21 protein-coding genes are annotated in these 23,833 nt (G+C 56.9%); 4 read left to right on the forward strand and 17 right to left on the reverse strand.

Going from position 1 to position 23,833, the window contains the following annotated elements:
- The first annotated feature begins 39 nt into the window (after positions 1-39).
- Genes CUN67_RS26770 through CUN67_RS26785 form a run of 4 tightly spaced genes read left to right on the forward strand, consistent with a single transcriptional unit; the run spans position 40 to position 3,894 of the window.
- Positions 40-999 carry an ABC transporter permease gene (locus CUN67_RS26770; RefSeq protein WP_208718492.1) on the forward strand — a complete coding sequence of 320 codons (960 nt, stop codon included), beginning with the start codon at positions 40-42 and terminating at the stop codon, positions 997-999.
- On the forward strand, positions 999-1,946 hold the full coding sequence (gene opp4C, locus CUN67_RS26775; protein ID WP_208718493.1) for an oligopeptide ABC transporter permease: 948 nt from the start codon (positions 999-1,001) through the stop codon (positions 1,944-1,946). Before CUN67_RS26770 ends, opp4C begins: the two co-directional genes overlap by 1 nt.
- Complete coding sequence (locus tag CUN67_RS26780; protein WP_208718494.1) at positions 1,943-2,923, forward strand: ABC transporter ATP-binding protein; 981 nt, start codon at positions 1,943-1,945, stop codon at positions 2,921-2,923. Before opp4C ends, CUN67_RS26780 begins: the two co-directional genes overlap by 4 nt.
- Positions 2,920-3,894 (forward strand): ABC transporter ATP-binding protein, encoded by a 975-nt coding sequence (locus CUN67_RS26785; protein WP_208718495.1) that lies wholly within the window; start codon positions 2,920-2,922, stop codon positions 3,892-3,894. Before CUN67_RS26780 ends, CUN67_RS26785 begins: the two co-directional genes overlap by 4 nt.
- Here CUN67_RS26785 and CUN67_RS26790 read toward each other — a convergent pair.
- From CUN67_RS26790 to CUN67_RS26870, 17 genes are all read right to left on the reverse strand, one after another.
- Positions 3,882-4,970 carry an ABC transporter ATP-binding protein gene (locus CUN67_RS26790; RefSeq protein ID WP_208718496.1) on the reverse strand — a complete coding sequence of 363 codons (1,089 nt, stop codon included), beginning with the start codon at positions 4,968-4,970 and terminating at the stop codon, positions 3,882-3,884. The two genes, CUN67_RS26785 and CUN67_RS26790, sit on opposite strands and share 13 nt — an antisense overlap.
- A 14-nt stretch (positions 4,971-4,984) precedes the next feature.
- Entirely contained in the window at positions 4,985-6,097 is a 1,113-nt protein-coding gene (gene solA / locus CUN67_RS26795; protein WP_208718497.1) for an N-methyl-L-tryptophan oxidase, read from the reverse strand.
- A gap of 2 nt (positions 6,098-6,099) precedes the next feature.
- Complete coding sequence (locus tag CUN67_RS26800; protein ID WP_208718498.1) at positions 6,100-7,182, reverse strand: aldo/keto reductase; 1,083 nt, start codon at positions 7,180-7,182, stop codon at positions 6,100-6,102.
- A gap of 26 nt (positions 7,183-7,208) precedes the next feature.
- Positions 7,209-8,099 (reverse strand): carbohydrate ABC transporter permease, encoded by an 891-nt coding sequence (locus tag CUN67_RS26805; RefSeq protein WP_208718499.1) that lies wholly within the window; start codon positions 8,097-8,099, stop codon positions 7,209-7,211.
- On the reverse strand, positions 8,057-8,965 hold the full coding sequence (locus tag CUN67_RS26810; RefSeq protein WP_208718500.1) for a carbohydrate ABC transporter permease: 909 nt from the start codon (positions 8,963-8,965) through the stop codon (positions 8,057-8,059). Before CUN67_RS26810 ends, CUN67_RS26805 begins: the two co-directional genes overlap by 43 nt.
- On the reverse strand, positions 8,947-10,251 hold the full coding sequence (locus CUN67_RS26815) for an extracellular solute-binding protein (RefSeq protein WP_208718501.1): 1,305 nt from the start codon (positions 10,249-10,251) through the stop codon (positions 8,947-8,949). Before CUN67_RS26815 ends, CUN67_RS26810 begins: the two co-directional genes overlap by 19 nt.
- A gap of 9 nt (positions 10,252-10,260) precedes the next feature.
- Positions 10,261-11,649 (reverse strand): NtaA/DmoA family FMN-dependent monooxygenase, encoded by a 1,389-nt coding sequence (locus tag CUN67_RS26820; protein WP_208718502.1) that lies wholly within the window; start codon positions 11,647-11,649, stop codon positions 10,261-10,263.
- Positions 11,646-12,854 carry an acyl-CoA dehydrogenase family protein gene (locus CUN67_RS26825; protein WP_208718503.1) on the reverse strand — a complete coding sequence of 403 codons (1,209 nt, stop codon included), beginning with the start codon at positions 12,852-12,854 and terminating at the stop codon, positions 11,646-11,648. Before CUN67_RS26825 ends, CUN67_RS26820 begins: the two co-directional genes overlap by 4 nt.
- A gap of 328 nt (positions 12,855-13,182) precedes the next feature.
- The gene (locus tag CUN67_RS26830) at positions 13,183-14,742 is read right to left on the reverse strand and encodes a rhodanese-like domain-containing protein (protein ID WP_208718504.1); all 1,560 of its coding nucleotides are present in this window, start codon (positions 14,740-14,742) and stop codon (positions 13,183-13,185) included.
- 20 nt (positions 14,743-14,762) lie between these two features.
- The gene (locus CUN67_RS26835; protein ID WP_208718505.1) at positions 14,763-15,965 is read right to left on the reverse strand and encodes an acyl-CoA dehydrogenase family protein; all 1,203 of its coding nucleotides are present in this window, start codon (positions 15,963-15,965) and stop codon (positions 14,763-14,765) included.
- A gap of 2 nt (positions 15,966-15,967) precedes the next feature.
- Positions 15,968-17,620, reverse strand: a complete 1,653-nt coding sequence (locus CUN67_RS26840) for an ABC transporter substrate-binding protein (RefSeq protein WP_254711496.1) — start codon at positions 17,618-17,620, stop codon at positions 15,968-15,970.
- Positions 17,621-17,641: 21 nt separating this feature from the next.
- Positions 17,642-18,865, reverse strand: a complete 1,224-nt coding sequence (locus tag CUN67_RS26845) for an acyl-CoA dehydrogenase family protein (RefSeq protein ID WP_208718506.1) — start codon at positions 18,863-18,865, stop codon at positions 17,642-17,644.
- Positions 18,862-19,857, reverse strand: coding sequence for an ABC transporter ATP-binding protein (locus CUN67_RS26850; protein ID WP_208718507.1), 996 nt, complete (start codon positions 19,855-19,857; stop codon positions 18,862-18,864). The genes CUN67_RS26845 and CUN67_RS26850 overlap by 4 nt, the downstream gene beginning before the upstream one ends.
- The gene (locus CUN67_RS26855; protein WP_208718508.1) at positions 19,854-20,642 is read right to left on the reverse strand and encodes an ATP-binding cassette domain-containing protein; all 789 of its coding nucleotides are present in this window, start codon (positions 20,640-20,642) and stop codon (positions 19,854-19,856) included. The genes CUN67_RS26850 and CUN67_RS26855 overlap by 4 nt, the downstream gene beginning before the upstream one ends.
- Positions 20,642-21,487: an ABC transporter permease gene (locus CUN67_RS26860; RefSeq protein WP_208718509.1), complete on the reverse strand. Its 846-nt coding sequence runs from the start codon at positions 21,485-21,487 to the stop codon at positions 20,642-20,644. Before CUN67_RS26860 ends, CUN67_RS26855 begins: the two co-directional genes overlap by 1 nt.
- Complete coding sequence (locus tag CUN67_RS26865) at positions 21,484-22,479, reverse strand: ABC transporter permease (protein ID WP_254711497.1); 996 nt, start codon at positions 22,477-22,479, stop codon at positions 21,484-21,486. Before CUN67_RS26865 ends, CUN67_RS26860 begins: the two co-directional genes overlap by 4 nt.
- Complete coding sequence (locus CUN67_RS26870) at positions 22,476-23,639, reverse strand: LLM class flavin-dependent oxidoreductase (RefSeq protein ID WP_208718510.1); 1,164 nt, start codon at positions 23,637-23,639, stop codon at positions 22,476-22,478. Before CUN67_RS26870 ends, CUN67_RS26865 begins: the two co-directional genes overlap by 4 nt.
- Between the last annotated feature and the right edge of the window lie 194 nt (positions 23,640-23,833).

Raw genomic sequence — 23,833 nt, forward strand, 5'->3', positions numbered from 1 at the left:
CAGCCGTCGGAAAATCCCGGCGGCTGATATGAGAAAGCTATGAGAAATTTTATCCTGAGGCGACTGTTGCAGACCCTGCCGATGCTGCTGTTTGCCTCCTTCATTATCTTTATGCTGTTTGCGAAAACCCCCGGTGACTTTATTGATGGCAACGTCACACTCACCGCCGCCCGTGCAGCAGAACTGAAAGCCATTTACGGTCTCGATCAACCCCTGTTCACCCGCTATCTGCACTGGCTCGGCCAGCTATTACAGGGTGATTTGGGTTTCTCACTGCAATATCAGATCCCCGTCAGTCAGTTGCTCAATCAGTACATCTGGAATTCATTCCTGCTGGCCAGCATCGCGCTGGTATTTTACTGGGGGATTGGCCTGGCCGCAGGTATCGCATCGGCTATCAAACCTAACTCGTGGTTTGATCATCTGGTCAGTGTGATGGTGTTTGCCGCCATGTCATTTCCAACTTTCTTCCTCTGTCTGCTGCTGATCAAATGGTTCGCGGTCGATCTGCACTGGTTGCCTGTCGGCGGTATGACCAATACTGGCAGCGATGATACCGGCTTTGCGTTAATCCTTCAGGTTGCTGCCCATCTGGTGTTACCTGTGATGGCACTGGTGATGTTACAGGCGGGCAGCCTGACGCGTTATTTCCGCGCCAGTATGCTTGATGTGATCAAAATGGATTTTATTCGCACTGCGCGCGCCAAAGGATTGCGCGAACGTACGGTGATCCTCAAGCATGCCTTGCGCAATGCCTTGCTGCCCATCATTACCCTGCTCGGGTTTGAACTGCCGGGACTGTTCTCCGGCGCCATCATCACTGAAAAAGTCTTTAACTGGCCGGGCGCAGGCCATATCCATATCGATTCACTGGCCGCCCGTGACTATCCCGTGTTGATGGGGTTTACGCTGTTCCTCGCTGTATTAACCATTCTCGGCAATCTGATTGCTGATGTGCTCTATGCGTGGGCGGACCCGCGCATTCGCGTGAGGTCGTGATGATCAGTTCATTTTTTTCCACTAATCGCCGCCTGCGTAAAGCCATCCTCCCCGCGCTGGCGCAGACCACCCCTTCACCGTGGCGACAGGCCTGGCAAACATTACGCCGCAATCCGCTGGCGATGCTGTGCCTGTTATTACTGATGGTGATGGCCATCTGGTGTGTGCTGGGGCCAATCTGGTCGCCATGGAAGGATGATGCCACCGACGCGCTGATGATCAATAAACCACCGGGCACACAGCACTGGCTGGGCACCGATTTTCTTGGTCGTGACGTCTATACCCGCCTGCTCCTTGCCGGACGCATTTCGCTGATTATAGGTTTGCTGACGATGTTGTTATCCGTGGCGCTGGGTTACCTGCTCGGCGCAGTATCGGGTTATATGGGTGGCCTGACTGACAAACTGATCATGCGTCTGGCCGATCTGGTGATGACTATCCCCAGCCTGCCTCTGCTGATTGTCGCAGGGGCCATGCTGTCGGAACTCGATTTCTCTGCGGATTCACGCATCTATATGGTGGTCATCATGCTCAGCCTGCTGGAGTGGCCAAAACTGGCCCGGCTGGTGCGCGGACAAATCCTCTCACTCCACGAGCGCGACTTTATGCTGGCAACAAAGGTGCTTGGTCTTTCGTCACGCCGCCGCCTGTTTGGTCATCTGCTGCCCAATACCATTCCGATTCTGGTGGTGATGGCGACGATGGCAGTGGCTAACGCCATCCTCAGTGAGTCCGCACTGAGCTATCTGGGCCTCGGCGTTGTGCCACCCACACCGTCGTGGGGCAATATGATGGATGCCGCCAACAGCCTGATCGACTTTCAACGCCGTCCCTGGTTGTGGATGCCACCTGGCCTCGCGATTTTTATCACCGTGGTCGCCATTAACGTACTCGGCGATGGCCTGCGTGATGCGCTCGATCCCCGCATGAAACGGAACCTGAAATGAGCGCACCGCTGATCACATTTGAACGCTTATCCGTCTCCTTCGCCGCCGACCAGGGTCGTGTGCGTGCCGTGCAGGATGTCTCCTTCAGCATTTATGCCGGTCAGACCATCGGCATCGTCGGTGAATCGGGCTGTGGCAAGAGCGTTACCGCCATGTCCCTGATGGGATTGTTACCGCCACAGGCGGCACGCATTGACGGTGGTGCGATTCGTTTCCAGGGCGAAGATCTGCTGCAACTTAAATCTGCGAAAATGGCCGACCTGCGTGGCAACCAGCTGGCGATGATTTTTCAGGAGCCGATGAGCGCCCTGAACCCGGTACTAACGATTGGTGAACAGCTTTGCGAACCCCTGATCCGCCATCGTGGTGCATCCCCTAAGGCCGCCTGGCAGCAGGCGATAACGCTGATTACCCATGTCGGACTGGCGCGTGCTGAAAGTCTGATGAGTTGCTACCCGCACCAGCTTTCCGGTGGCATGCTTCAGCGCATCATGATCGCGATGGCACTCAGCTGTCAGCCGCAACTGCTGATTGCCGACGAGCCGACCACGGCGCTGGACGTGACCGTGCAGGCACAGATTCTGCGGCTGCTGCGCGATCAGGCACAATCGAACCGGATGGCGCTGATGCTGATCACCCATGATTTGGGGGTCATCGCCCAAATGGCGGAATATGTGGTGGTGATGTATGCCGGGCGGATCGTTGAACAGGGACCGACCACTGAGGTACTTCGTCACCCGCAGCATCCCTATACCAAAGGACTTATCGCTTCCCGTCCGGTTCCAGGTGAACGGCGGCGGCGGCTTTACTCCATCCCCGGTCAGGTGCCGGATCTTGCGACGTTACCCGCCGGGTGTGCCTTTTTCGATCGCTGCGAGCGCGCCAGCGAAGTTTGCCGCACAGGCATCCCACCATTGGTCGGCCAGACACATCAGGCCGCCTGCTTTCACCGTGAAACACTGGAATCCTGCGCATGAGTAGCGAATATGTCATTGAAGTGGAAGGGCTGAAAAAGTACTTCCCGTTGCGTGAAGGCTTGTTTGGTCAGGAAACCGGACAGCTGCGAGCCGTGGATGATGTCAGTTTTCGCATTCGCCAGGGCACCATCTTTGGCCTGGTCGGCGAATCCGGCAGTGGCAAAACCACGGTTGGCCGCACATTGCTGGGGTTGTATGAGAAAACAGACGGTAGCATCCGGTATCGTGGGCAAGAGTTACAGACCCTGTCAGCGCGAGATATGCACGCATTACGTCCCAAAATGCAGCTGGTGTTTCAGGACCCCTACAGCTCGCTCAATCCGCGCATGCGCATCGGTGATGCCATTGGCGAGGCGCTACTGGAGCACAAACTCTGCTCCAAAGCGCAGCTGTATGACAAAGTGATTGAGGTGATGAAGATTTGCGGGCTGTCTCCGCAACATTACGCGCGTTTTCCACATGAATTTTCCGGTGGACAGCGCCAGCGTATTGGCATTGCCCGTGCACTGATTCTCAACCCGGACTTCATTATCGCTGACGAGCCAATTTCCGCGCTCGACGTTTCTATTCAGGCACAGATCATCAACCTTTTTTCCGACCTGCGTGATGATTACGGCGTCACCTTCCTGTTTATATCTCACGATCTCGGCGTGGTGGAGCACCTTTGTGATGATGTGGCGGTGATGTACCTGGGGCAGATCGTGGAGACCGCCAGCCGCGATACCCTTTTCAGTCAGCCACGGCATCCCTACACCCAGGCGCTACTGGCTGCCGTGCCGACGCTGGACCCGTCAAGTGAACCGATCGCCGTGGTACAGGGTGAAATCCCTGATCCGTCGCGCCCGCCCTCGGGATGCCGCTTCTCGTCACGTTGTCCGCGTGCAGAAGCGCAATGCCACCAGGCCGTGCCGGTATTACGTGAAGTGTCGCCAGGGCACCGGGTGGCATGCCATCATATTCACGAAGAGTAAGCCTCTCCTGACATCGCAAAGAGATGGCATTGGCGATCGTTTATACGCAACGACACCCTGTCACCAACATTGATCCCGCTGTCACCCGGTAGTCTCTGCGTCAGAGGTTCGTCAATGCCGGGAATTTGATGATACAGCAGGGTTTCATAGCCAAGCTTTTCCACCAGCACCACCTCGGAAGTGAGATGCGCCTGGGCCGCATCGGTAAGATAAAGATGCTCCGGGCGAACGCCCAGTTGCAGTTTTTCGCCTGATGGCAACGACTTTCCTTCCAGCGGCAAAGACAACAGTTTCGTCTCCGGTAGACTGACCACAATGCCATCGGGAGCAGTATCCACCACGCTAACCGGAAACACATTCATGCGCGGTGAACCGATAAACTGCGCCACCTCCAGAGTCGCGGGGTGATGGTACAACGTCAGTGGCGAACCAACCTGGGCAATTTTGCCACCGGACATCATCACAATACGATCGGCCAGCGTCATCGCTTCCACCTGGTCATGCGTGACATAAATCATCGTGGCGCGTAACCGCTGATGCAGGCGGGCAATCTGCACCCGCATATCAACGCGCAGTGCCGCATCCAGATTGGAAAGCGGCTCATCAAACAAAAATAACGCGGGCTCTTTGGTCAGGGCACGTCCTATCGCCACACGCTGGCGCTGTCCCCCCGAAAGGGAGGCAGGCTTGCGATCCAGATACGGTGTTAACTGCAACATGTCTGCGGCGTGACGAACGCGAGCGGTAATGTCGGTTTTGTTTAATCCGGCCAGCTTCAGACCATAGGCCATGTTTTCCGCCACTGACATATGCGGGTAGAGCGCATAGGACTGAAACACCATGCCGGTACTGCGTTCCTGCGGCAGTGTATCGTTAATCAGCACCTCATTAAGATACATTTCACCACTGCTGATATCCTCCAACCCGGCGATCATGCGTAACAGGGTGGATTTGCCGCTGCCCGACGGCCCGACAATCACCACAAACTCCCCTTCCTCAATCGTCAGATTGATATTTTTCAACACTGGTACGTCAGCGTACTCTTTGCCGATGGCTTTTAACCGCAAACATCCCATATTTCGTCCCATACTCAGAAAAATCGCTGCGGATTGATAAAATCAACGTCAAGCTCAGGCACGCGTCCACTTGCCAGCCGGGCAATCACCTCACCGACGGCTGGTGCGTGTTTGAACGCATGACCACTGTCGCCCCCCGCCACCAGCACGCGCCCCTCATAACGTCCTGCGACAAATTGTGCATCGGGTGTGCGGGTAATCATGCAGGGATCCACCCGGATGGGTTGTGGCGATATCCCACCAAGCCACTGCTGCACCGCATGGAGAGTCTCAGCGCTTTCCGCCGTGCCGACTCCACGATCCATATTATCGGGATCGAGAGCCTGACGCGGTACGCCGATATCTCCCAACCCCAGTTTCACGTCACCACCGGATAAATAACCGTGCCCCCACAACGTCAGCTGCGCATCAATTTCACGCACGAACACCGGGAAGTCTGCCAGCGCGTAATGCGGCACAGCTTCAAACCAGGTCATTAACGTACGAATCGGGTCGAGCGGCAGGCGAGGCGCAAAGCGCTTCAGCCAGGCACCGCCTGCAATAACAACCTGGTCGGCAATCAGCGTGCCGGTTGCAGTAGTAACATGGACTTCGTTGCCGCAATCCCGCGCCTCCGTTACGCGCGTACCATTAACGACGCGCGCGCCCAGCGAGATTGCGCGTTGCAGCGCCGCCTGCACAAAGGCTTCAGGGTGAGCGACACCGGCGTAAGGATCGATCACCGCGATTTCGTCCTTGCGCAAATGAAGGTGCTGCGGCTGACGGCGGGCCAGTTCCGCGCCACTGATTACCTCCAGCGACGTACCCGCACGCTGTGCTGCCTGAAGCGTCCCAGCCACCGCCTGAGAATCAGGGAGACCAATCATCAGCCCCCCTGTCAGGTGCAGCAGGGAAGGATCCAGCGAGGCAAACAGCTGACGCGACAATCCGGCATAGTCACTCAATGCCGGATGCTCCAGACAGAAGGTGCGAAACAACCGGGTTTTACCGTGCGTGGCACCCAGCGCATGCGGTGGCACAAACTGGTCGATACCGACGACCCTTGCCCCCATCTCCGCCAGCCGCCACAGCGACGCAGCGCCGAGCGCGCCGAGGCCAATCACCGCGACATCATATTTATCGCTCATGGTTACAGCTCAGAAGAGAGTTTCCACGGATTGACGCCACCGTCATGAACCGCGAACTGATCAATACGCTGCAATTCATCATCACTGAAGTGAATGTTATCCAGCGCACGCAGGTTTTCGGCCAGCTGTTCGGTACTGGACACGCCCACCAGCGTTGAGGCTACGCGCGAGTCGCGTAACGTCCAGGCAATCGCCAGCTGTGATAAGGTCTGGCCGCGTTCTGCGGCAATCCCTGCCAGGCCACGTAACCGCGCCAGGTTCTCCTCAGACAACGCGGCCTGCGGCAAGACTTCGCGTTTATGCGCACGCGTGACCTGGTCAAAGCCCTGCAAATAACGATCTGCCAGCAGTCCCTGCGCCAGCGGGGTAAAGGCGAACTCCGCGCCGCCGAAACGCTGTAAATCATCAAGCAGCTCATCCTCAATCCAGCGATTCAGCAGCGAATAGGCATTCTGACTCACCAGCAGGGGAGTCCCCAGTTCCTGCGCAATGGCATATGCCTCGCGGGTACGTTGCGCGGAATAAGAGGAGATACCAACATAAAGCGCCTTGCCCTGCTGCACGATTTCATGCAGCGCAGTGATGGTTTCACGCAATGGGGTGTCCGGGTCAAATCGGTGGGAATAGAAAATATCGACGTAATCGAGTCCCAGGCGTGCCAGTGATTCGTCAATGCTCCCCAGCAGGTGTTTCTTACCGCCGAGACGACCATTCGGCCCCAGCCATTGTGGCCAGCCCGCTTTCGTCGTGACCACGATTTCATGACGATAGGTACGAAAATCCTTGCGCAGCACGCGGCCAAAGTTTTCTTCCGCAGCCCCCAGCGGCGGACCATACTGGTTAGCCAGATCAAAATGGTTTATCCCCTTCTCAAACGCAAACCGGATAATGTCGCGTTGCTGCTGAAACGGGGTGTTGTCGCCAAAGTTATACCAGAAGCCTAATCCAATCGGAGACACCAGCAGGCCGCTGTTACCGACCCGGTTATAGGCAAAGTGTTTGAATCGATCCTCTGGCGCAGACCAGTTCACATTTGGATCGGGTCGGGGATCAAGAAACTCAACGCGTTGGTAAGGCGTACTCATGCAGATTCTCCAGGTGGTTATTTAATTTATTTTCCGCCGCTCGCACTGAGCGACTGGGTAAAGCTGCGTTGTCCCCAGAAAATCATCAGGGCGGGAAGCAACGCGAGAATGAAGACTTCGGCAAAGGCGAGACCGTAATTTTGTGTGTAAGCGCTGTCCTGCAAACCAATCGCAACCGCCCCGGTTTGTTTGCTGTTGTCGGTGATGATCAATGAAGGCCAAAGCCAGGCGTTCCATTGCGCCATCGCGAGGATCATGGCGGAACCTATTACGGCCGGACGCATCAGTGGCAGGTAGATTTGCCACAGGATGCGCCACCAGCCAGCGCCATCCAGCCAGGCTGCTTCCAGCTGTTCACGCGGGATGGCGAGAAAAAACTGGCGCAGGTTGAAAATGGCAAGACCGTGCACCAGACCCGGCACAATCAGCGCCGTCAGGGTGTCAGCCAAACCGAGCTGGCTGAAGACGGAAGTGAGCGGCAGCGCCACCACCTCGAACGGGATCATGAAGGCGAAGACCACCAGTACGAACAGGGCATCACGGCCCGGAAAGCGCATTACGGCCAGCGGAAACGCCGCCAGCAAAGCCAGGAGGGTGCCGCCTGACGCTGAAGCGCCAGTTACCCACAATGAATTAAACATGTTCTGTGCAAAACCTCGGGAGAAGGCGGCACTGAAATTCTCCAGCGACCAGGTTTTAGGAAAGAAGGTCCAGAGATCGACGCTGGCCTGAAACGTCTGTGCCACCGGGCGAAATGCCGACGCAACCAGCCAGACAAACGGGATCAGAAACAGCAAGGAAGTCAGCAACGCCAGCGCAGATAAACTCCAGCGCTTCAGTTGCCGACGATGCAGTGCAACGCGACGCACCGCATTCACACGCTGCGCAGCCGACCCAGCATCCTGAATTGCAGCCATACCGTTAACCCCATCAGAAGAAAAAGAATCGTCATCTCGGCCAGTGCGGAACCGGGCGAGCTGAGCGTGTAGTAGCGGGTGATGATGTCGTACATCAGGAAGTTGGTGGAGCCCTCTGGCCCCCCTTTGGTCAGCGCACTGACCGGGGCATACAGGATAAAATTCCACACGGTACTGGCTGTGAGCACAAACAACAGCTGACGCTGGATTAACGGGAGCGTCACATGAAAAAACTGACGCACTTCGCCTGCACCATCCAGCATCGCCGCTTCGTAGTAATCACGGGGGACATCACGGATGGCGGCAATGAGGAAAATCATCCAGTAACCGACCGCTGTCCAGGTCGACAGAATGATCATCGCACTCAGCGCGCCGTCAGCCTCGGTAAACCAGCCACTGGTGGGTAAACGCATCAGCGTGAGCAGGCTATTAATCACCCCTTCCGGTCGCATCAGCACCCCGAATACCACTGTGGTACCCATCAATGGCAACGCAGTGGGCAGAAACGCCAATGTGCGCCACAGGCCGGTTAATGCCACGTTGCGTGTCAGCAGCCAGGCCAGGAACAGCGCCACCAGCATGGTGAGCGGATTCACCAACAGCGCAAACAACAAGGTGCGCTGCACCGACTCCCAGAAGCTGGGGTCGGCAAACAGATCAAGATAATTATCCCAGCCGACAAATTTTGGCGGGATGACGCTGCCCGGTACCGAGGTGTAAAACGACTCACCAATCGCAATACCTGCGGGGATGATGCGCAACACCAGCAGTAGCACCAGTGCCGGTGTCAGCATCAGCAGTGCAGTACGCGCTTCATGGCGCGCCGCTCGCGTTGCCGGGCGTCGCGTCACTGATATTTTCTCCACGCAGATTTCAGGCGTGCGTTGGTTTTATCCAGCGTTGAAGTTGGGTCAGCCCCATTGATAATGTCGCCAATCGCCCCTGCCGTCAGCTGGGTGAACTCTGCCCCACCCACTGTTTGAGGACGGATAAAAGCGGAATGCTGCGCCTGCCAGGTCAGGATGTCCTGCAACCCCGCGAGACGCGGATCGGCGTAGGTCTGATTACGCCAGAACACGGCGCGCGTTGCCGCCGTCGTCGGCACGTTTTCAGTTTGCGGATCGGCAGAGACGAAACCGCCATTCTCACCGAACAAATACCAGTTGAGGAACAGAGCCGCGGCACGTTGCTTCTCTGGTGTCGTCAGCGCGCTGATACCCAGCGCCCAGCCACCGCTGGTAGTGGCATCTTTGCCATCTTTAAAGCGCGGGGCCGTGGTAATGCCAAAGTCCAGATTTTTATCTTTGGTGATAGTCGGAGAGTTCCAGATCCCCCCATAGAAGAAGGCGCTGTCACCGTTAGCAAACGCCAGCGCGGTTTCCTTCACCCCGCGTGGTGCCAGACCATCCTTATATAAGTTGCCATAGTACGTCAGCGCTTTTATCCAGCCAGCATTATTGATATCCGGTGTCAGCTGCTTATCACCGGTCACGCCGTTGCCGCCCCCGGCTGATTCCGCCAGTGGATACACGTAGTAATACATATCCGGTGTCGAAAAGGTGATGCCATAATGCGAGGCTTTAGCGCTGACGGCTTTACGTGCCGTCTCTGCCACCCACTCCCAGGTCGGCGCTTCACCCGCTTTACTGGACGGGAAATCGACACCAATCTGCTTCAGTACCTTCTTGTTGTAATACAGAAAGGTGGTACCGATCTGATAGGGCAGGTTCAGCAGTTTGCCGTTAATTGTCGACTCCTGTAATGCCGGGGGATCGATCTGGTCACGCTTGCTGGCAAACGTCTGGGTTAAATCGGCCTCCCAGCCACGTACGGCATAACTGGCGCTTTGCGGCTGGTCCAGATCGTAAATATCCACATCGCCCTGAGCAAAGCGCGCGCCCAGTGTTTCGTTGTAGCTGTTAAATGGCACCGCGTGATAGGCGATTTTGATGGTTGGATAACGCTTTTCAAACGCGGCAATAATTCTGTTGGCGCGCTCCTCCGGGATTGCCCCGCCGTAATAATTCAGCGTCACGGTCTGTGCCGGTGGCTGGATATGTTCAATGGCCGGAAGCGGATCGGCCGCCCAGGCGAGACTGCCAGTCAATGCCAGCAGCGGGGCTGCCAGCGCGATGTGTTTTGTGACTTTCATGGTGTTCCCTTAAAGATGGCTATCATCATTTTTATGTTGTAGTGAACGGTATGCTGCTGCCGGATGAGGTTCACGCAGGCGATCGCCATGGTTGAATAAGCGCTGGCGCAACGAACGACTGCCCGTGGGGCGCGTTAGCAGACCACGCTCTGCCAGCAAGGGCATGACATGTTCGGCAAATTCAGTGAAGTCTCGCGGGCTGACAAACTCATGCAGGTTGAAACCGTCAACGCCAGTGATGCGGACGATATTTTCAATCTCATCCACGATGGATTCAGGCGTGCCGACCAGCGTGCGGGCATAGGGACTCAGATCGACCAGCCGTTTCTTAATGGCTCCGACACTGTCCGGGCGCGATTTCTCGCTGGTAAAGCGGGCTGACTCCGATCGGGAAAAATTATGGGGTTCGGTGGTCAACGTGTCGTCATCGTGATATTGCGCGAGATCGTATCCGCTGGCACCGCCAAAGGCGGCGAACTGTGCTTCTGCTGATTGCGAACGACGTATGGCATCCGCTTTTTCTTCCGCTTCCGCCTGGGTTGTGCCAATAACGGTGGAAAGATCGGTAACAACCTTAATGGCATCCGCCGCACGGCCAGCAGCAACCGCTGCGGCACGCAGTTTGTCGACGTTAAGGCGCAGCGCTGCGGGGTTCATCCCATTAACGAAGACCACTTCTGCATGACGTGCGGCAAAGGCTAACCCCCGATTCGATGCCCCCGCCTGAAATATCACCGGGGTACGTTGTATGCTGGGTTCAGTCAGCGCCGGTCCCTGCACGCTGAAATGTTCACCCACATGATCAATGCGTTGCACTTTCGCCGCATCGGCATAGCGTTTTCCCGCTTTGTCATACAGCACCGCATCATCCTGCCAGCTGCCTTCCAGCAGCTTATAAAACACCGTAAGAAACTCTTCGGCGCGGGCATAGCGTGCTTCATGGGGTAACTGATCCGGTAAGCCGTAATTGCGTGCCGCATTCGGCAGATAGGACGTCACCACGTTCCAGGCAATGCGGCCCTTCGACAGGTGATCGAGCGTTGCGAAACGCCGGGCAAAGGTGAACGGGTGTTCATAAGTAGTCGATGCCGTTACGGCAAAAGACAGATTTTTTGTGACGGCCATCATCGCCGGAATCACCATAAAGGGATCGTTCAGCGGAAAATCGGTTGCCCCTTCAATGGCCGGAATGGGTGACTGACGATACACGTCATACACCCCCAAAACATCGGCAAAAAATAGCGCGGTAAATCCGGCATCATCGAGGAAACGTGCGCGTTCCAGCCACCAGTCGAGATCTTTATAACGATGGCGCTGCGCTTCGGGATGGCTCCAGCTGCCCTGCGCGTAGTAACCAATGCCATTCATTTCAAAGGCATTCCATATTAACGGCTTCATTGAGCAGCCCCCTGTTCGGCGGTGAATACTCGCAACAGTTGCTGGCCCAGTTCCTGATAGCGCAGGCGGACGGGATCATGAAGGGTGTGAGTCCGGGCGTTACGCCAGTAACGATCCACCCGCAATTTCCGATCAGCAGCACGCGCGCCACTCCAGGAAAAAACGTCACTACTGGTTTGCAGGCTGACTTCCGCCGCCAGCGCTTTGATCGCTGCAAGCTGCGATTGCAGTAGCAGATAGTCGTCGGGATGCATAGTTTGCACCCGGTCAAGCAGCTGCGCGGTGTTATCCAGCAATGCGCCAGCCGCCAGAATCTGCGCACTCAGCGTACCAATCTGGTATTGCAGCACCGGATCGCTGGCAAGCGTAGCGTAAGGTGATTCAAAGGGGATACGGGTGTCACTGGCAACCTGACGCAGGCCCCAGCCCAGGGCACCTTCGGCGATGCCAAGATCGATAGCCGCATGAATCAGACGGCCACTTTCATGCCAGGCGAGCGCACGATGCCCGATGTCCCACACAGGGACAACATAGTCCGCAGGGACCACGACGTTATCTAACATGACGGTGCCGCTGGAGCTACCTCGCTGCCCCATGCCATTCCAGTCATCAATAACCTTTAAGCCCTGCGCATCCGCCCGCACCCAAGCCAGCGCCTGCCCCCCCAGTTCATTACGACCTATCACGGTGATCCAGCCCGCACCAACGGAACCGGTCGCATAATATTTGGTGCCCTGTATCACATACCCGTCACCCTGACGAAGGAGGGTAGTGGCAAAATCCGCCGAATGCTTACCGCCGCGTTCGCTGGCGGCACTGGCAATACGCACGCCGCGCAATACATCACGATACAGGATGGCCTGTGTTGCAACCGGGAGTAATTCGATAGTATCGGTAAAGCCATAATGTGGCTGTAACAGTTGCGCCACACCGGGATCGGCCTGGGCAACACGGCGGGTAATATCGATGGCCTCAGACTGAGAAATGAACACGCCTCCCGCCTGCGCTGGAACGCGCAGTGACAGCAATCCGGAATGCTCCAGTGCACGTTGTGCTTCGGCGTAATCACGTTGTTGATCGGCGGCACAGGCGCGTGCTTCCAGCGTGAACATTAACTTTTCTACGCTGCTGTTCACCTCGGCATTTAATACAGCCGTGCGCTGTCCTGCTCCGTACGGAGTATTCGCGTGTGGATTTGCGTTCATTATTAACCCGGTGTTTAAATACTATTGCTTAAATTAAATAAGGTCAGGGCAGGCAGTTTTTGCCTGACAAAAAATAAAGTTTTCTTGCTTTATATCATAAAACCACCCTTACCTTACCCAGGATACCCACCATTTCCCATTCATATTTCTGTATTTTAAAACTCGTTATATGCTTCGAATTTTAAAACATTGACCAGTGAAACAAAAAACAGATTCAATTAATGTGCAATTCCATTTTCAGTATATTCATTAACTTTTCATAAAAAATACAAATAACACCAATGGGCGACAAGTAATATTAAGCCAGTGTCACCACTGGCCATCATGACTATTTCTGTTCTGTTATTGGTTTAAGCACATTTTTTTCTGAAGGATGCAAGCGCGGCCATAGCCCCTGCTCCCAGGCCAGATATTGCCGCGCAGCCGCTTTATTTCCCTGATGTCTGTCGTGGGTGAAAAAGAGATAATCGATACGTTCCGCATCGGGCGGGGAATCCGGTGTGACATCAACCTCCCCTCCCGCGTCCAGCCAGGCAGTAACACCGCCCTTAAGCCACCCCAGCGGATGACCATCCACTGCCAGCCACCCCGCCTGCTGCGGTTCGTCACTGACAATCACCACATCACTCACATCAGCATCAATAAGATGGCGGCGATTCACCCAGACACTGCCAGGAATATGACCGTTGCGATAATCCTGGCTGCTACGAATATCCCATATTCGCAGCGGGCGCGATCCCTGCCATGCCCGTAACTGGCTCACGCTAATGTGTGGCAGCACCGGCGCAAGCGGCTGGCTCAGGTCAGAGCGAATGTTTTCACGCAGACCCGCCGCGATACCGCCTTGCAGGATGTAAGCCTGGTGCCCCATCTGTCGCAACCAGTACGCGGTCACCGGCGCACGAACATTTTCCGTATCCAGCAGAACGAGGCGGGCATTCCGCACCCCGACATACTGATCGGTGGCCTGCTGCAACTGGCCGCCTGGCGCATGTTGCGCACCAGGCAATGTCCCGGCCAGGAACTCGGTTTCGGTGCGAACATCCAGTAAATAGACGCTGTCCTGCTGTGATTGCCAGCTTTTCACCTGCTCCGGGGAAACCCAGCTGGCCCCTGCCGTTTCCGCCAGCTTACAGGCAGCATGTTCGCGTTCGGTGCTGATCGCGCTGTCATCGGGACAGCGCCGGTGTTGACCATGTTCAAGTGCATAATCCGCCAGCATCCAGCCCTGCGTCCCATTCTCCAGCGCATAGACCGGATTGCTGATGCCTAGATCGATCAGCGTTTGTGCCCCAATGATGCTGCGCGTCCGCCCAGCGCAGTTCACAACGATCGGCGTGTTCTGATCCGCCAGCAGGCCATCAATACGCGCACTCAACTCACCGTTAGGACAACAGACGCTGCCCGGAATACTCATTTTCTGGTATTCGCTAAACGGGCGACCATCCACAATCAGTAACGGCTCCTGCCGATAAATGCGTTGATGCAGTTCCGAGGCGGAGAGGGAAGGCGTATGGCGTATCGCTTCCACATGCTCGCCAAAGGTTTTCGAGGGCAGGTTTACGCCTTCAAACAGGGTGTAACCAGCAGCTGACCAGGCCTGGGTTCCCCCTGCCAGCAGATAAACCTGCTGATACCCCAGAGCCGTTAAACGGCGCACCGCTGCCGCCGCAACACGGCTATCCCCATCGTCATACACCACCATTCTGGCGCGGTAGCTGGGAGCAAGCCTCGTGATATCCAGCTCCAGTCGGCTGTAGGGCAGTGGTACGGCAAAAAACAGATGCCCCTGCCCATATTCACCGTGTTCCCTTACGTCAAAAATGGCCAGTTCCTGCCCGTCAACCAGCCAGTTCTCCAGCTGGGCGACATTAATTTCAGCGCTCATGTTCAGTCCTTTTTCTTCAATCAGTAGAGGTAGCTAATCGGAGGTGGGCGGTGATTAACGCGATAATCGCCGATTGCCCGATATTTCCAGGCGATGGGATCGTGTGTTGTGTGGGTCCGCGCATTACGCCAGTGGCGATCAAAGCCATGCTGGCGCAGCGTCATCGATGCCCCGCCAACATCAAACATGGTCTGGCAGGCAAACAACGCGGCTTCCGTGGCAATCGCCTTGGCCTCGGCGGTGATAACTGCCGCATCAATGGCAAGCTGTTCAATTTCCTCTGGTGCGGCACCCGCAAAACGCGCCACCCCAGCGCGCTCCACCTGCTCTGCCGCCAGCAGCACCAGCGCTTCTGCGCTATGGGTGCGCGCGGCAATTTCACCCACTTTATGCAGCAGGTAAGGGTCTTTATTGCCCTGCGGTTGCCCGCTTTCCCGCACCGCCCGCACTTTGCTGCGCGCCCAGCCAGCCGCATCGGCCAACGCGGCCTGAGCAATGCCGACCTCAATAGCACAATGGATAATCTGCGAAGCCGATCCGGTATGGTGCCGTTGCTGCTGCCACGGATGCACGCGCATGATTTCCTGCTCATCCACCCGGACCTGATGTAATTCGGTGCGACCGCTGAGCGTGCCGCGTTGCCCCATGCCAGACCAGTCATCATGACGCACCACCCCGGCGCGGTCAGAAGGAATCACCACCAGCACCGACTGATCATCATCGTCCAGCGCCAGCACCTTCAGCAGCTGCCCCATCAGTGCGCCGGTGCTGTAATGTTTCTCGCCGGACAGACGATAAGCGTCTCCGCTGCGACGTAAACGGGTGCGCACTTCGCCGCGATATTGCCCGCCCAGTTCTGCTGAAGCGCCGCCCACCAGAATTCCCTGCGCCACCTGCGAGAGAAAATGATCGCATTGCGCCGGGGTTGCCATCAGGCGGGTGCGTTCGACAAAGACAAAATGGGGCAGCATCGCCTGAGCGACAGAAGGATCGCCCTGCGCCAGCGCAGTCACCAGCCGGGCTAAGTCCGGCATCGTCCCGCCCGCGCCACCGTATTCCCGTGGGACGCGCAGTGCCCCCAGTTGCAGGTGGCTAATACGCTCAAAAGCGGAGAAGTTGGCTTTGCCGATGCGATCATACTCGGCGGCCTCGGCGGCAAGCTGCTCGCCAAGCGCTTTGGCCCGTGTAAGTAAGATGTCGGGTTCCAGACAGGGTGCGCTCATGATTATTTCTCCAGCCAGGCATCGGCCAGCGTTGAGTAGAACAGCATCGGGCCTTTGCGCAATCCCTGTAATTTCTTTGAGTAGAAGCCAAAGAACTTCAGTTCCAGCAGGTTGATAGAGGCAACGTCAGTCTGCACCAGCTCCTGCATCTGCCAGATGTATTGTTTACGCTTCTCCACATCCCCTTCCTGCTGGATGCCTTCGATGATGCGATCCATCTCGGGATTGCTGTAGCCGGAATCATTACTGGAGGGCGTGCCGGGTTTGATGTTTTTGCTCCAGAAGCGCCGCGTTACACCAATCTGCGGGTCGGGATAGGCTGAGTACCATTGTGAAAAAGTATCGAAGTCATATTCGCCAAACACACGGCGAATCATGGCCGCAAGCTCCAGGTTGACCAGCTCCATCTCAATCCCCACCTTCTTAAGCTGCTGCTGCATATATTCCGCCGCACGCAGATAAACCTGGCCGTAGGAGACCTCGGTAATATGGTTGATGCGCAGGCGCACGCCATCCGGCCCGCGTTTCAGACCTGCGTCATCCAGCAGTTTTTCGGCTTTCTCGGGTGAAAACTCATGTTGCGGTAAACCGGGTTTGAAAAACTGCTTCTGGAAGCTGGGCACGCAGCTTTCCGCCACATTGGCCAGCCCGTACCAGACAATGTCCGCCAGCCCTTTGCGGTCGATAGCATGGGCAAAGGCCTGACGCACCCGAATATCCTGGAAGGTTTTACGCCGGAAGTTGAAGTCGAAGAAGAATATCGGGGCCGGAACCTGCCAGCCCACGGTATCCAGCACCAGATTAGGATTGGCTGCCAGGCGAGCAACATCGCTTTCTGCCACCGGGTTGTTGGCAGCAAACTGGATTTCATTACTTTCCAGCGCCACGCTGCGCGCACCGGCGTCCGGCAACATTTTGAAGATGATGCGGTCGAGGTAGGGTTTCCCTGTATCCCAGTAATCCTCATTGCGCTCCAGCACGATATGGCTGCCGCGCACCCACTCTTTAAATTTAAAGGCCCCGGTGCCGATGGGTTTCACATTCCACGGATTGGTCAGCGGGTTGGTGCCTGCATAAAGGTGTTTCGGCACAATCTGAGTTTCGGTACCGAAAAGTACCGACCAGATAACCGGAGCCGGGCCGGTAAGACGCAGGATCACGGTATGATCGTCCGGCGTCTCAACGGAGGTCACTTTGGCAAAGTTGGATGCGCCACGCGGGTGGGTTTTCTTCACCACATTGAGGATCGACCATTCCACATCTGCTGAAGTGAAGGGATGACCATCATGCCACTTCACCCCTTTGCGCAGATGGAAAGTGATCGATTTGCCGTCCTCCGACTGCTCCCACGACTCCGCCAGTTGCGGCTGTGGCTGATAATCTTTGTCATAGGTCACCAGTCCATCAAAGATACTGGAAGAGACCACCACCGCCGGGCTGGAGATGTTTATCCCCGCCACCAGGCCCGCAGGTTCCGGTGTCACGTTGGCAAACAACGTTCCGCCTTTAATCACTCCGTCACCGGATGACTGGCTGGTCACCTGGGCGGCTATCGCAGACGGGAGGAACCCGGATGCAGCCAGTGCACCGCCACTGATAGCCATCATCTCCAGCAGACGACGGCGACTAAGATGCAACGAATCCGCAGATTTCATGCAAAAAACCCCTGATAAAAGTTAATAAGAAAAAGTCAGCGGCGGTAACTCGCCATTAACGTAGAAATCCCCCAGCGTGCGGTATTTGTAAGCCAGTGGGTCATGCGTGGTGTGAGTTCGGGCGTTGCGCCAGTGACGATCAAGATTGCGCGTGCGCACCGTAGCCGAGGCCCCGCCGATATCGAACAACCATTGCGACACCGCCAGTGAAGCCCGCGTTGAGACGGTTTTTGCTTCCGCCACGGCCAGTGAGGCCTGCGCTGCCAGATGCTCGCAAGCCTCAATGGTCTGCTGAGTGAAGCGGGCGCTCGCGGCCGCTTCCAGCTGGTCTGCCGCGCTCAGTACCAGCGCTTCCGCCGCGCGGCAGTGGGCCGACATCTCCCCCACCGTATGTAGCAGATAGGGATCTTCACTGGCTTTGGTTACGCCGCTTTCTTTTACCGGGCGCACATGCTGGCGGGCAAAATCGAGCGCATCATCCAGCGCCGCCAGGGCAATGCCGGTATCAATGGCGCAGTGAATAATTTGCGCGGTGGCTCCGGCGTGATGGCGCTGGTGACGCCAGGGTTCCATCATCAGCACTTCTGACGCCGCTACCCGGACGTGGTTGAGTTCCGTGGTGCCACTGGCGGTGCAGCGCTGCCCCATACCATTCCAGTCATCATGACGAATAATGCCGGGGCGGTTGGCCGGGACGATGGCGGATACCAGCTGATTCTGATCGTTAAGGCAGCGGATTTTCAGCCAGTCGCCGAACAGCGCACCGGTGCTGTAATGCTTCAGGCCATTGAGCCGGAAATAATCGCCTTCGGCGGTTAACCGGGTTTGTAATTCCCCCCGGAACTGACCGCCCCGTTCAGCCGCCGCGCCACTGAACAGATAACCCGCTGCCGCAAGGGGAAGATATTGTTGCTGCTGTGCAGCAGTGCCCATCAGACGCAGACGCTCGACGAAAACCACATGACCGAGAAACGCCTGTGCAACGCTGGCATCGCCACGCGCCAGCGCCAGGTATTGCTGTGCCACGTCGCGCCAGCTACCTCCCGCACCGCCTGCCGATATCGGCACACGCAGTGCACCAAGGCGCAATTGCCGGATTTCCGCGAATACATCAAAGGGCAGCGTTCGCCCGGCATCACGGGCCGCCGCCTGCTGCGCCAGCCGCGTCGACAGTTCATGCGTTGCCGCCAGCAGCGCATCACGGGTCACTCCCGTTACGGGAATATCTGCATTGGCAGCAGTCATGATACGGCTCTCCTGATGATTAAAGTCTGCCCGGATGGGGCATAAGGATGATGGCAGGCCACCTGATGGCCCTCGCCCTGCCCGCTCAGCGCAGGCGCACGTTCACGGCAATCGGCCTGCACATTGGGGCAGCGTTGCTGAAAGCGGCAGCCCTGGCTCAGGGCATACGGATTGACTGGCGACTCCTCATCGGGAGGAGCCTGGCGCAACCGACGCTGATCCGGGCTGGTGCCAGGAATGGTGCTCAGTAACAGACGGGTATAGGGATGAGCAGCGTGACTCCACATCTGCGCTTTCGGCAAAACCTCAACAATTTGTCCGGCATACATCACCGCGATACGCGAAGCGATGCGCTCCACCACCGATAAGTCGTGGCTGATAAACAGGATGGCAACGCCGGTGCGCTGTTGCAGGGTCTGGAGGAGATCGACAATCTGTTTTTGCAGGCTGACATCCAGTGCTGAAACCGGCTCATCGCAGACGATCAATTCAGGTTCTGGCGCCAGTGCACGGGCAATGTTCAGGCGCTGACGTTGCCCACCCGATAACTGATGCGGATAGCGATCCATCAGCGTGCTATCCAGCCCGACATCATTGAACAGCTGCGCGGCTTTTTCACGCCGTGCCTGGCGCGATAACCCGCTATGCAGGCTTAACGGTAGTTCCACCGCTTTTTGCGCACGCTGACGCGGGTCCAGGGCTGACAACGGGTCCTGAAACACCATCTGGATCGCCCGGCGCAGTGGACGCAGCCGACGCGCGGATAGCGCGGCCAGATTGGTATCGCGGAAGTGGATATCGCCTTGCTGCGCACGCTGCAAGCCAACCAGCGCCTTACCCAGCGAGGTTTTACCGCAACCGGATTCACCAATCAGCGCGAGGATTTCTCCGCGATCAATATGAAAACTGACGCCATCAACCGCGGTAAAACTGCCTTCGGTGGTGTCATAGCGAACCGTTAACTCCCGCACATCCAGTAGCCGGGCGCTCATAATTGACCTCCGGCCAGCGGGCGCGCGTTCAGCAGTTGCCGGGTGTAGGCATGTTGCGGATGCTGATATAACCGCTGCGCCGACTGCGTCTCCAGACATTCGCCGTGACGTAACACCGCAACGCGGTCCGCCAGCTCGGCCACCACGCCTAAATCATGGGTAATCAATAAAATGGCGGTCCCGGTTTCCTGCTGGATGGCAGCAAGCAAACGAATGATTTGCGCCTGAATAGTGACATCCAGTGCGGTAGTGGGCTCATCGGCAATCAGCAGCGCCGGGTTCCCGGCCAGCGCCATCGCGATCACCACGCGCTGACGCATGCCACCGGAGAGCTGATGGGGATAACTGGCATAGCGCTGATCGGCCATCGGTATGCGGACTTTATGCAGCAGCGCCAGCGCACGGAGTCGGGCTTCTTTGCGCCCAACCTGCTGATGCAGCCGGACGGATTCAGCGATTTGATCACCCACCTTCATCAGCGGGTTTAAGGCAGAAAGAGCATCCTGAAAAATCATGCCGACGCGTCCACCCCGTAACTGGCGCAGAGCGCTTTCGCTGAGATGACGGATATCCTGCCCTTCAAATTGCAGCCGATCCGCCGTGGTATGCGCTCCAGCGGGCAGCAAGCCTAACAATGCGTAACCGGTGGTGGTTTTACCGCTGCCTGACTCCCCCACCAGCGCCAGCGTCTCTCCGGCTTCAATGGTGAAACTCAGTTGCTTTACGGCCGCCTGATGCTGGCCGCGATAACGGATGGTGAGATTTTCCACCTCTAATAGCGCCATTATTGCAGCCTCCCGCGTTGTGGATTAATCACGTCATTAATGGCCCGACCCAGCAGGCTCAATGACGCGACGGTAAAGAAAATCGCTATCCCAGGAATGGCGGAGATATATCCGGCACTGCGTAACACATCTCTGCCCTGCCCGATCATGCTGCCCCAGGAGATGACGTTAGGATCGCCCATCCCGAGAAACGCCAGCGCGGCTTCGGTCAAAATGGCGTGACCGACCAGCATGGCCAGCATCGCGACTACCGGGATCAACACGTTGGGAAGGATATGCACCAGCAGGATGTGGCTATCGCGCATCCCCATGACCTTGCCAGCCAGTACGAAATCGAGATTACGCAACCGGCGGGCTTCGCCTCTGGCAATGCGTGCCACGTTAGGCCACGCGGTCGCCGCGATACCAAGCGTGATAGTTGAGACCGTGGGTCCGAGGATCAGTACCAGCACCAGGGTGAACAACAGCGAAGGCATGATCTGAAACAGTTCGGTGATGCGCATCAGCTGGTTATCGACCCAGCCACCATAGAAACCGGCAAAGCTACCAATCACTAATCCCAGCACGGCTGTCAGTAATCCGGCAGCCAGTCCAATCGAGAGAGAGAGGCGTGCGCCCCAGGCAATGCCGCTCCAGATATCACGACCAAGGGTATCGGTGCCAAGCAAATGAGCCACATTCTGACCCGGTGCCAGATAGGGTCGGGCAATCATCGCCGTGGGATCGCTGCCGGTTATCCAGGGCGCAAGCAAAGCGATGGCAATCACCAGCAGCAGACCAAACGCACCACACCAGCCCGCCAGATGCGCGATAGCTTTGGGTTTTAGCAGACTGAGCGTGCTCATAAATGGCCCCCACTGCGGCTGCGTGGATCGATCGCGGCATGCACCAGCTCGGTCAGCAGATTCACCACCACCACAAACAGCGAGGTGACAAATAAGATCCCCAGCAACAGATTCACATCGCGCGTTGACACCGCCGAGAGCGCCAGCTGGCCCAGCCCCGGCCAGGCGAACACCGTTTCAATGGTGACGGATCCGCTTAACATCGCGCCAAATTGCAGGCCGGTCAGCGTCACCACCGGTAACAATGCGTTGGGGATGATATGCCGCCAGATCAGACGGAAGCGGCTGCAGCCCTTGGCGCGCGCGGTGCGGATGAAGTCCTGCAACGCCACACCACGGACGGACTCCTGCATCAGGCGGATATACAGCGCGAGATAACTGAAGGCGAGACAACCTGCGGGCATCAGCAGATGGCGTGTCACATCCCAGACACTTGCCAACCCGGTAAAATCGGCCCCCATGGTGCTGTCACCACTGGAAGGCAGCCAACCCAGCTTGACGGTAAACACCACCACTACCATCAGACCAAGCCAGAACACTGGCATGGCAAATCCCAGGGTGGCGATCAGACCAATCAGGCGCTCAATGGCTGGCTTCCTGGTCACGGCAGCAATCACCCCCAGTAGCGTACCGAGCGTCACCGCGATCAGTAATGCGACCCCCATCAACAGCAGTGTGGAGGAAAGCCGCTCGGCGATAAGCTGGGTAACAGATTCGCTGTAGCGGAATGACCAGCCGAGATCGCCGCTGAGAATGTTTTTCAGATAGGAGAAGAACTGCACCATCAACGGCTGATCGCTGCCAAACTGCGCGCGCAGCTGCGCCATAAATTCGGGTGTCGCCGCTCCGGCTTCTCCGGCAATCACATCAGCCAGATCGCCCGGTACACTTTTCAGCAGGAAAAAGTTGAGGATCACCACCATAAGTGCCACCGGCAGCGCCTGTATGACGCGCGCCAGCAGCGGATGCAACCTGAAGCGAGAGATTTTCACAGGCGCAGCCCCGCTTGTTTCATCAGGGGCAGTACGGCTTCACCGAAGTAAGCAAGGTCTGGTGCATAGTCGTAAAACGTCAGCTGTACGCCATCGCACCCCGCCTGTTGCAGGCGCAGCAGATACTGCACGATTTGTTCTGGCGAGCCGACCAGCTGAATATTGCCACCGACAATTTTCTGATCGCGCTGATGTCCGAGAAACGCCTGGCTGTCGCGTTTTTGTGCCGAGGCAAAAAAGTTGTCCACGGCAACCGGATCCTGTGCTTCGACAATGGCATGGTAATAATCCCAGGCTTCCTGCTCTGTGGGCCGGCAGATGATCATCGGATTGATTAAGGTGCGCAGCGTACGCTGTTGTAACGCCGCCGCTGCCCGGATACGCGCCGTGTGCGCAGGCAACGCCTGTAGCGCCGCCTCAATCTCCGCCCCTGCGGGACTGGTAATAAACACCAGATCGGAATGACGCGCGGCATAATCAATCCCGGCCTGCGAACCCGTGGCATTCACCAGCAGGGGGCGGCCATAGCGGGGTTTTGCTGCCACCCAACCCGCTTCACTCGACCAGAATTCTCCCTGGAAATTGATCTGCTCCTCATCGAGCCAGTAACGTTTCAACAGCGCGACAAACTCTTCCGCCATTCGGTAGCGCGTGTCATGTTCAATCTGTGGCGCACCGAACATTCGGGCGTAACTGTCCTGATTGCCGGTAACCATATTCAGCCCCCAGCGTCCGCCTGAGATCAGATCCAGCGATGCACCAAAGCGCGCGAGATGCAGCGGGTGCCAGGGTCCATACAGAATATGGAGCGTGGAGATCAGCAAAATGCGTGACGTCACTGCGCTTAATGCCGCAGTCGTCATAAAGGGGTCGATGCTGTGCTCGCGATAGCGAATCTGCCCACCATAGCCCCCTTTCGGGTTCCACTCCGCCAGACCGAACACCAGATCGAAGCCCAGGGCTTCCGCCGTGAGCGTCAGCTGTTTGTTGTAATCAAAGTGCCAGTCGGTGGTACGTGCCAGCTGTGAAGGACTCCAGCCGCCACTCTGAATCGGCAGAAACAGCCCCAGCAAAAAAGGCTGCTGAAGCACGGCATGCAGCGGACTGCCCGCAATATCTGCCGGAGATGTATCGGGAATGCCTGGTGAACGCGAAGTCATTGTCGGCCCGGTTATCGTTGAGATGATGGGCCGATACTAGTGAGCCGTTAATTCAGGAAGAAATGAGAATTGGGTATTTGTTTATGCTTTTCCAGGGAATAGGGAAATTCGCTGACACGCTTTTAATTTTATCCATATGAAAATAATCAATTAATTTTTTAATCGCGTGGCTATTCTCAACAGCAAAGTATCCT

Origin of the sequence: Pantoea cypripedii (genome assembly GCF_011395035.1) — a bacterium.
GTDB lineage: Bacteria > Pseudomonadota > Gammaproteobacteria > Enterobacterales > Enterobacteriaceae > Pantoea > Pantoea cypripedii_A.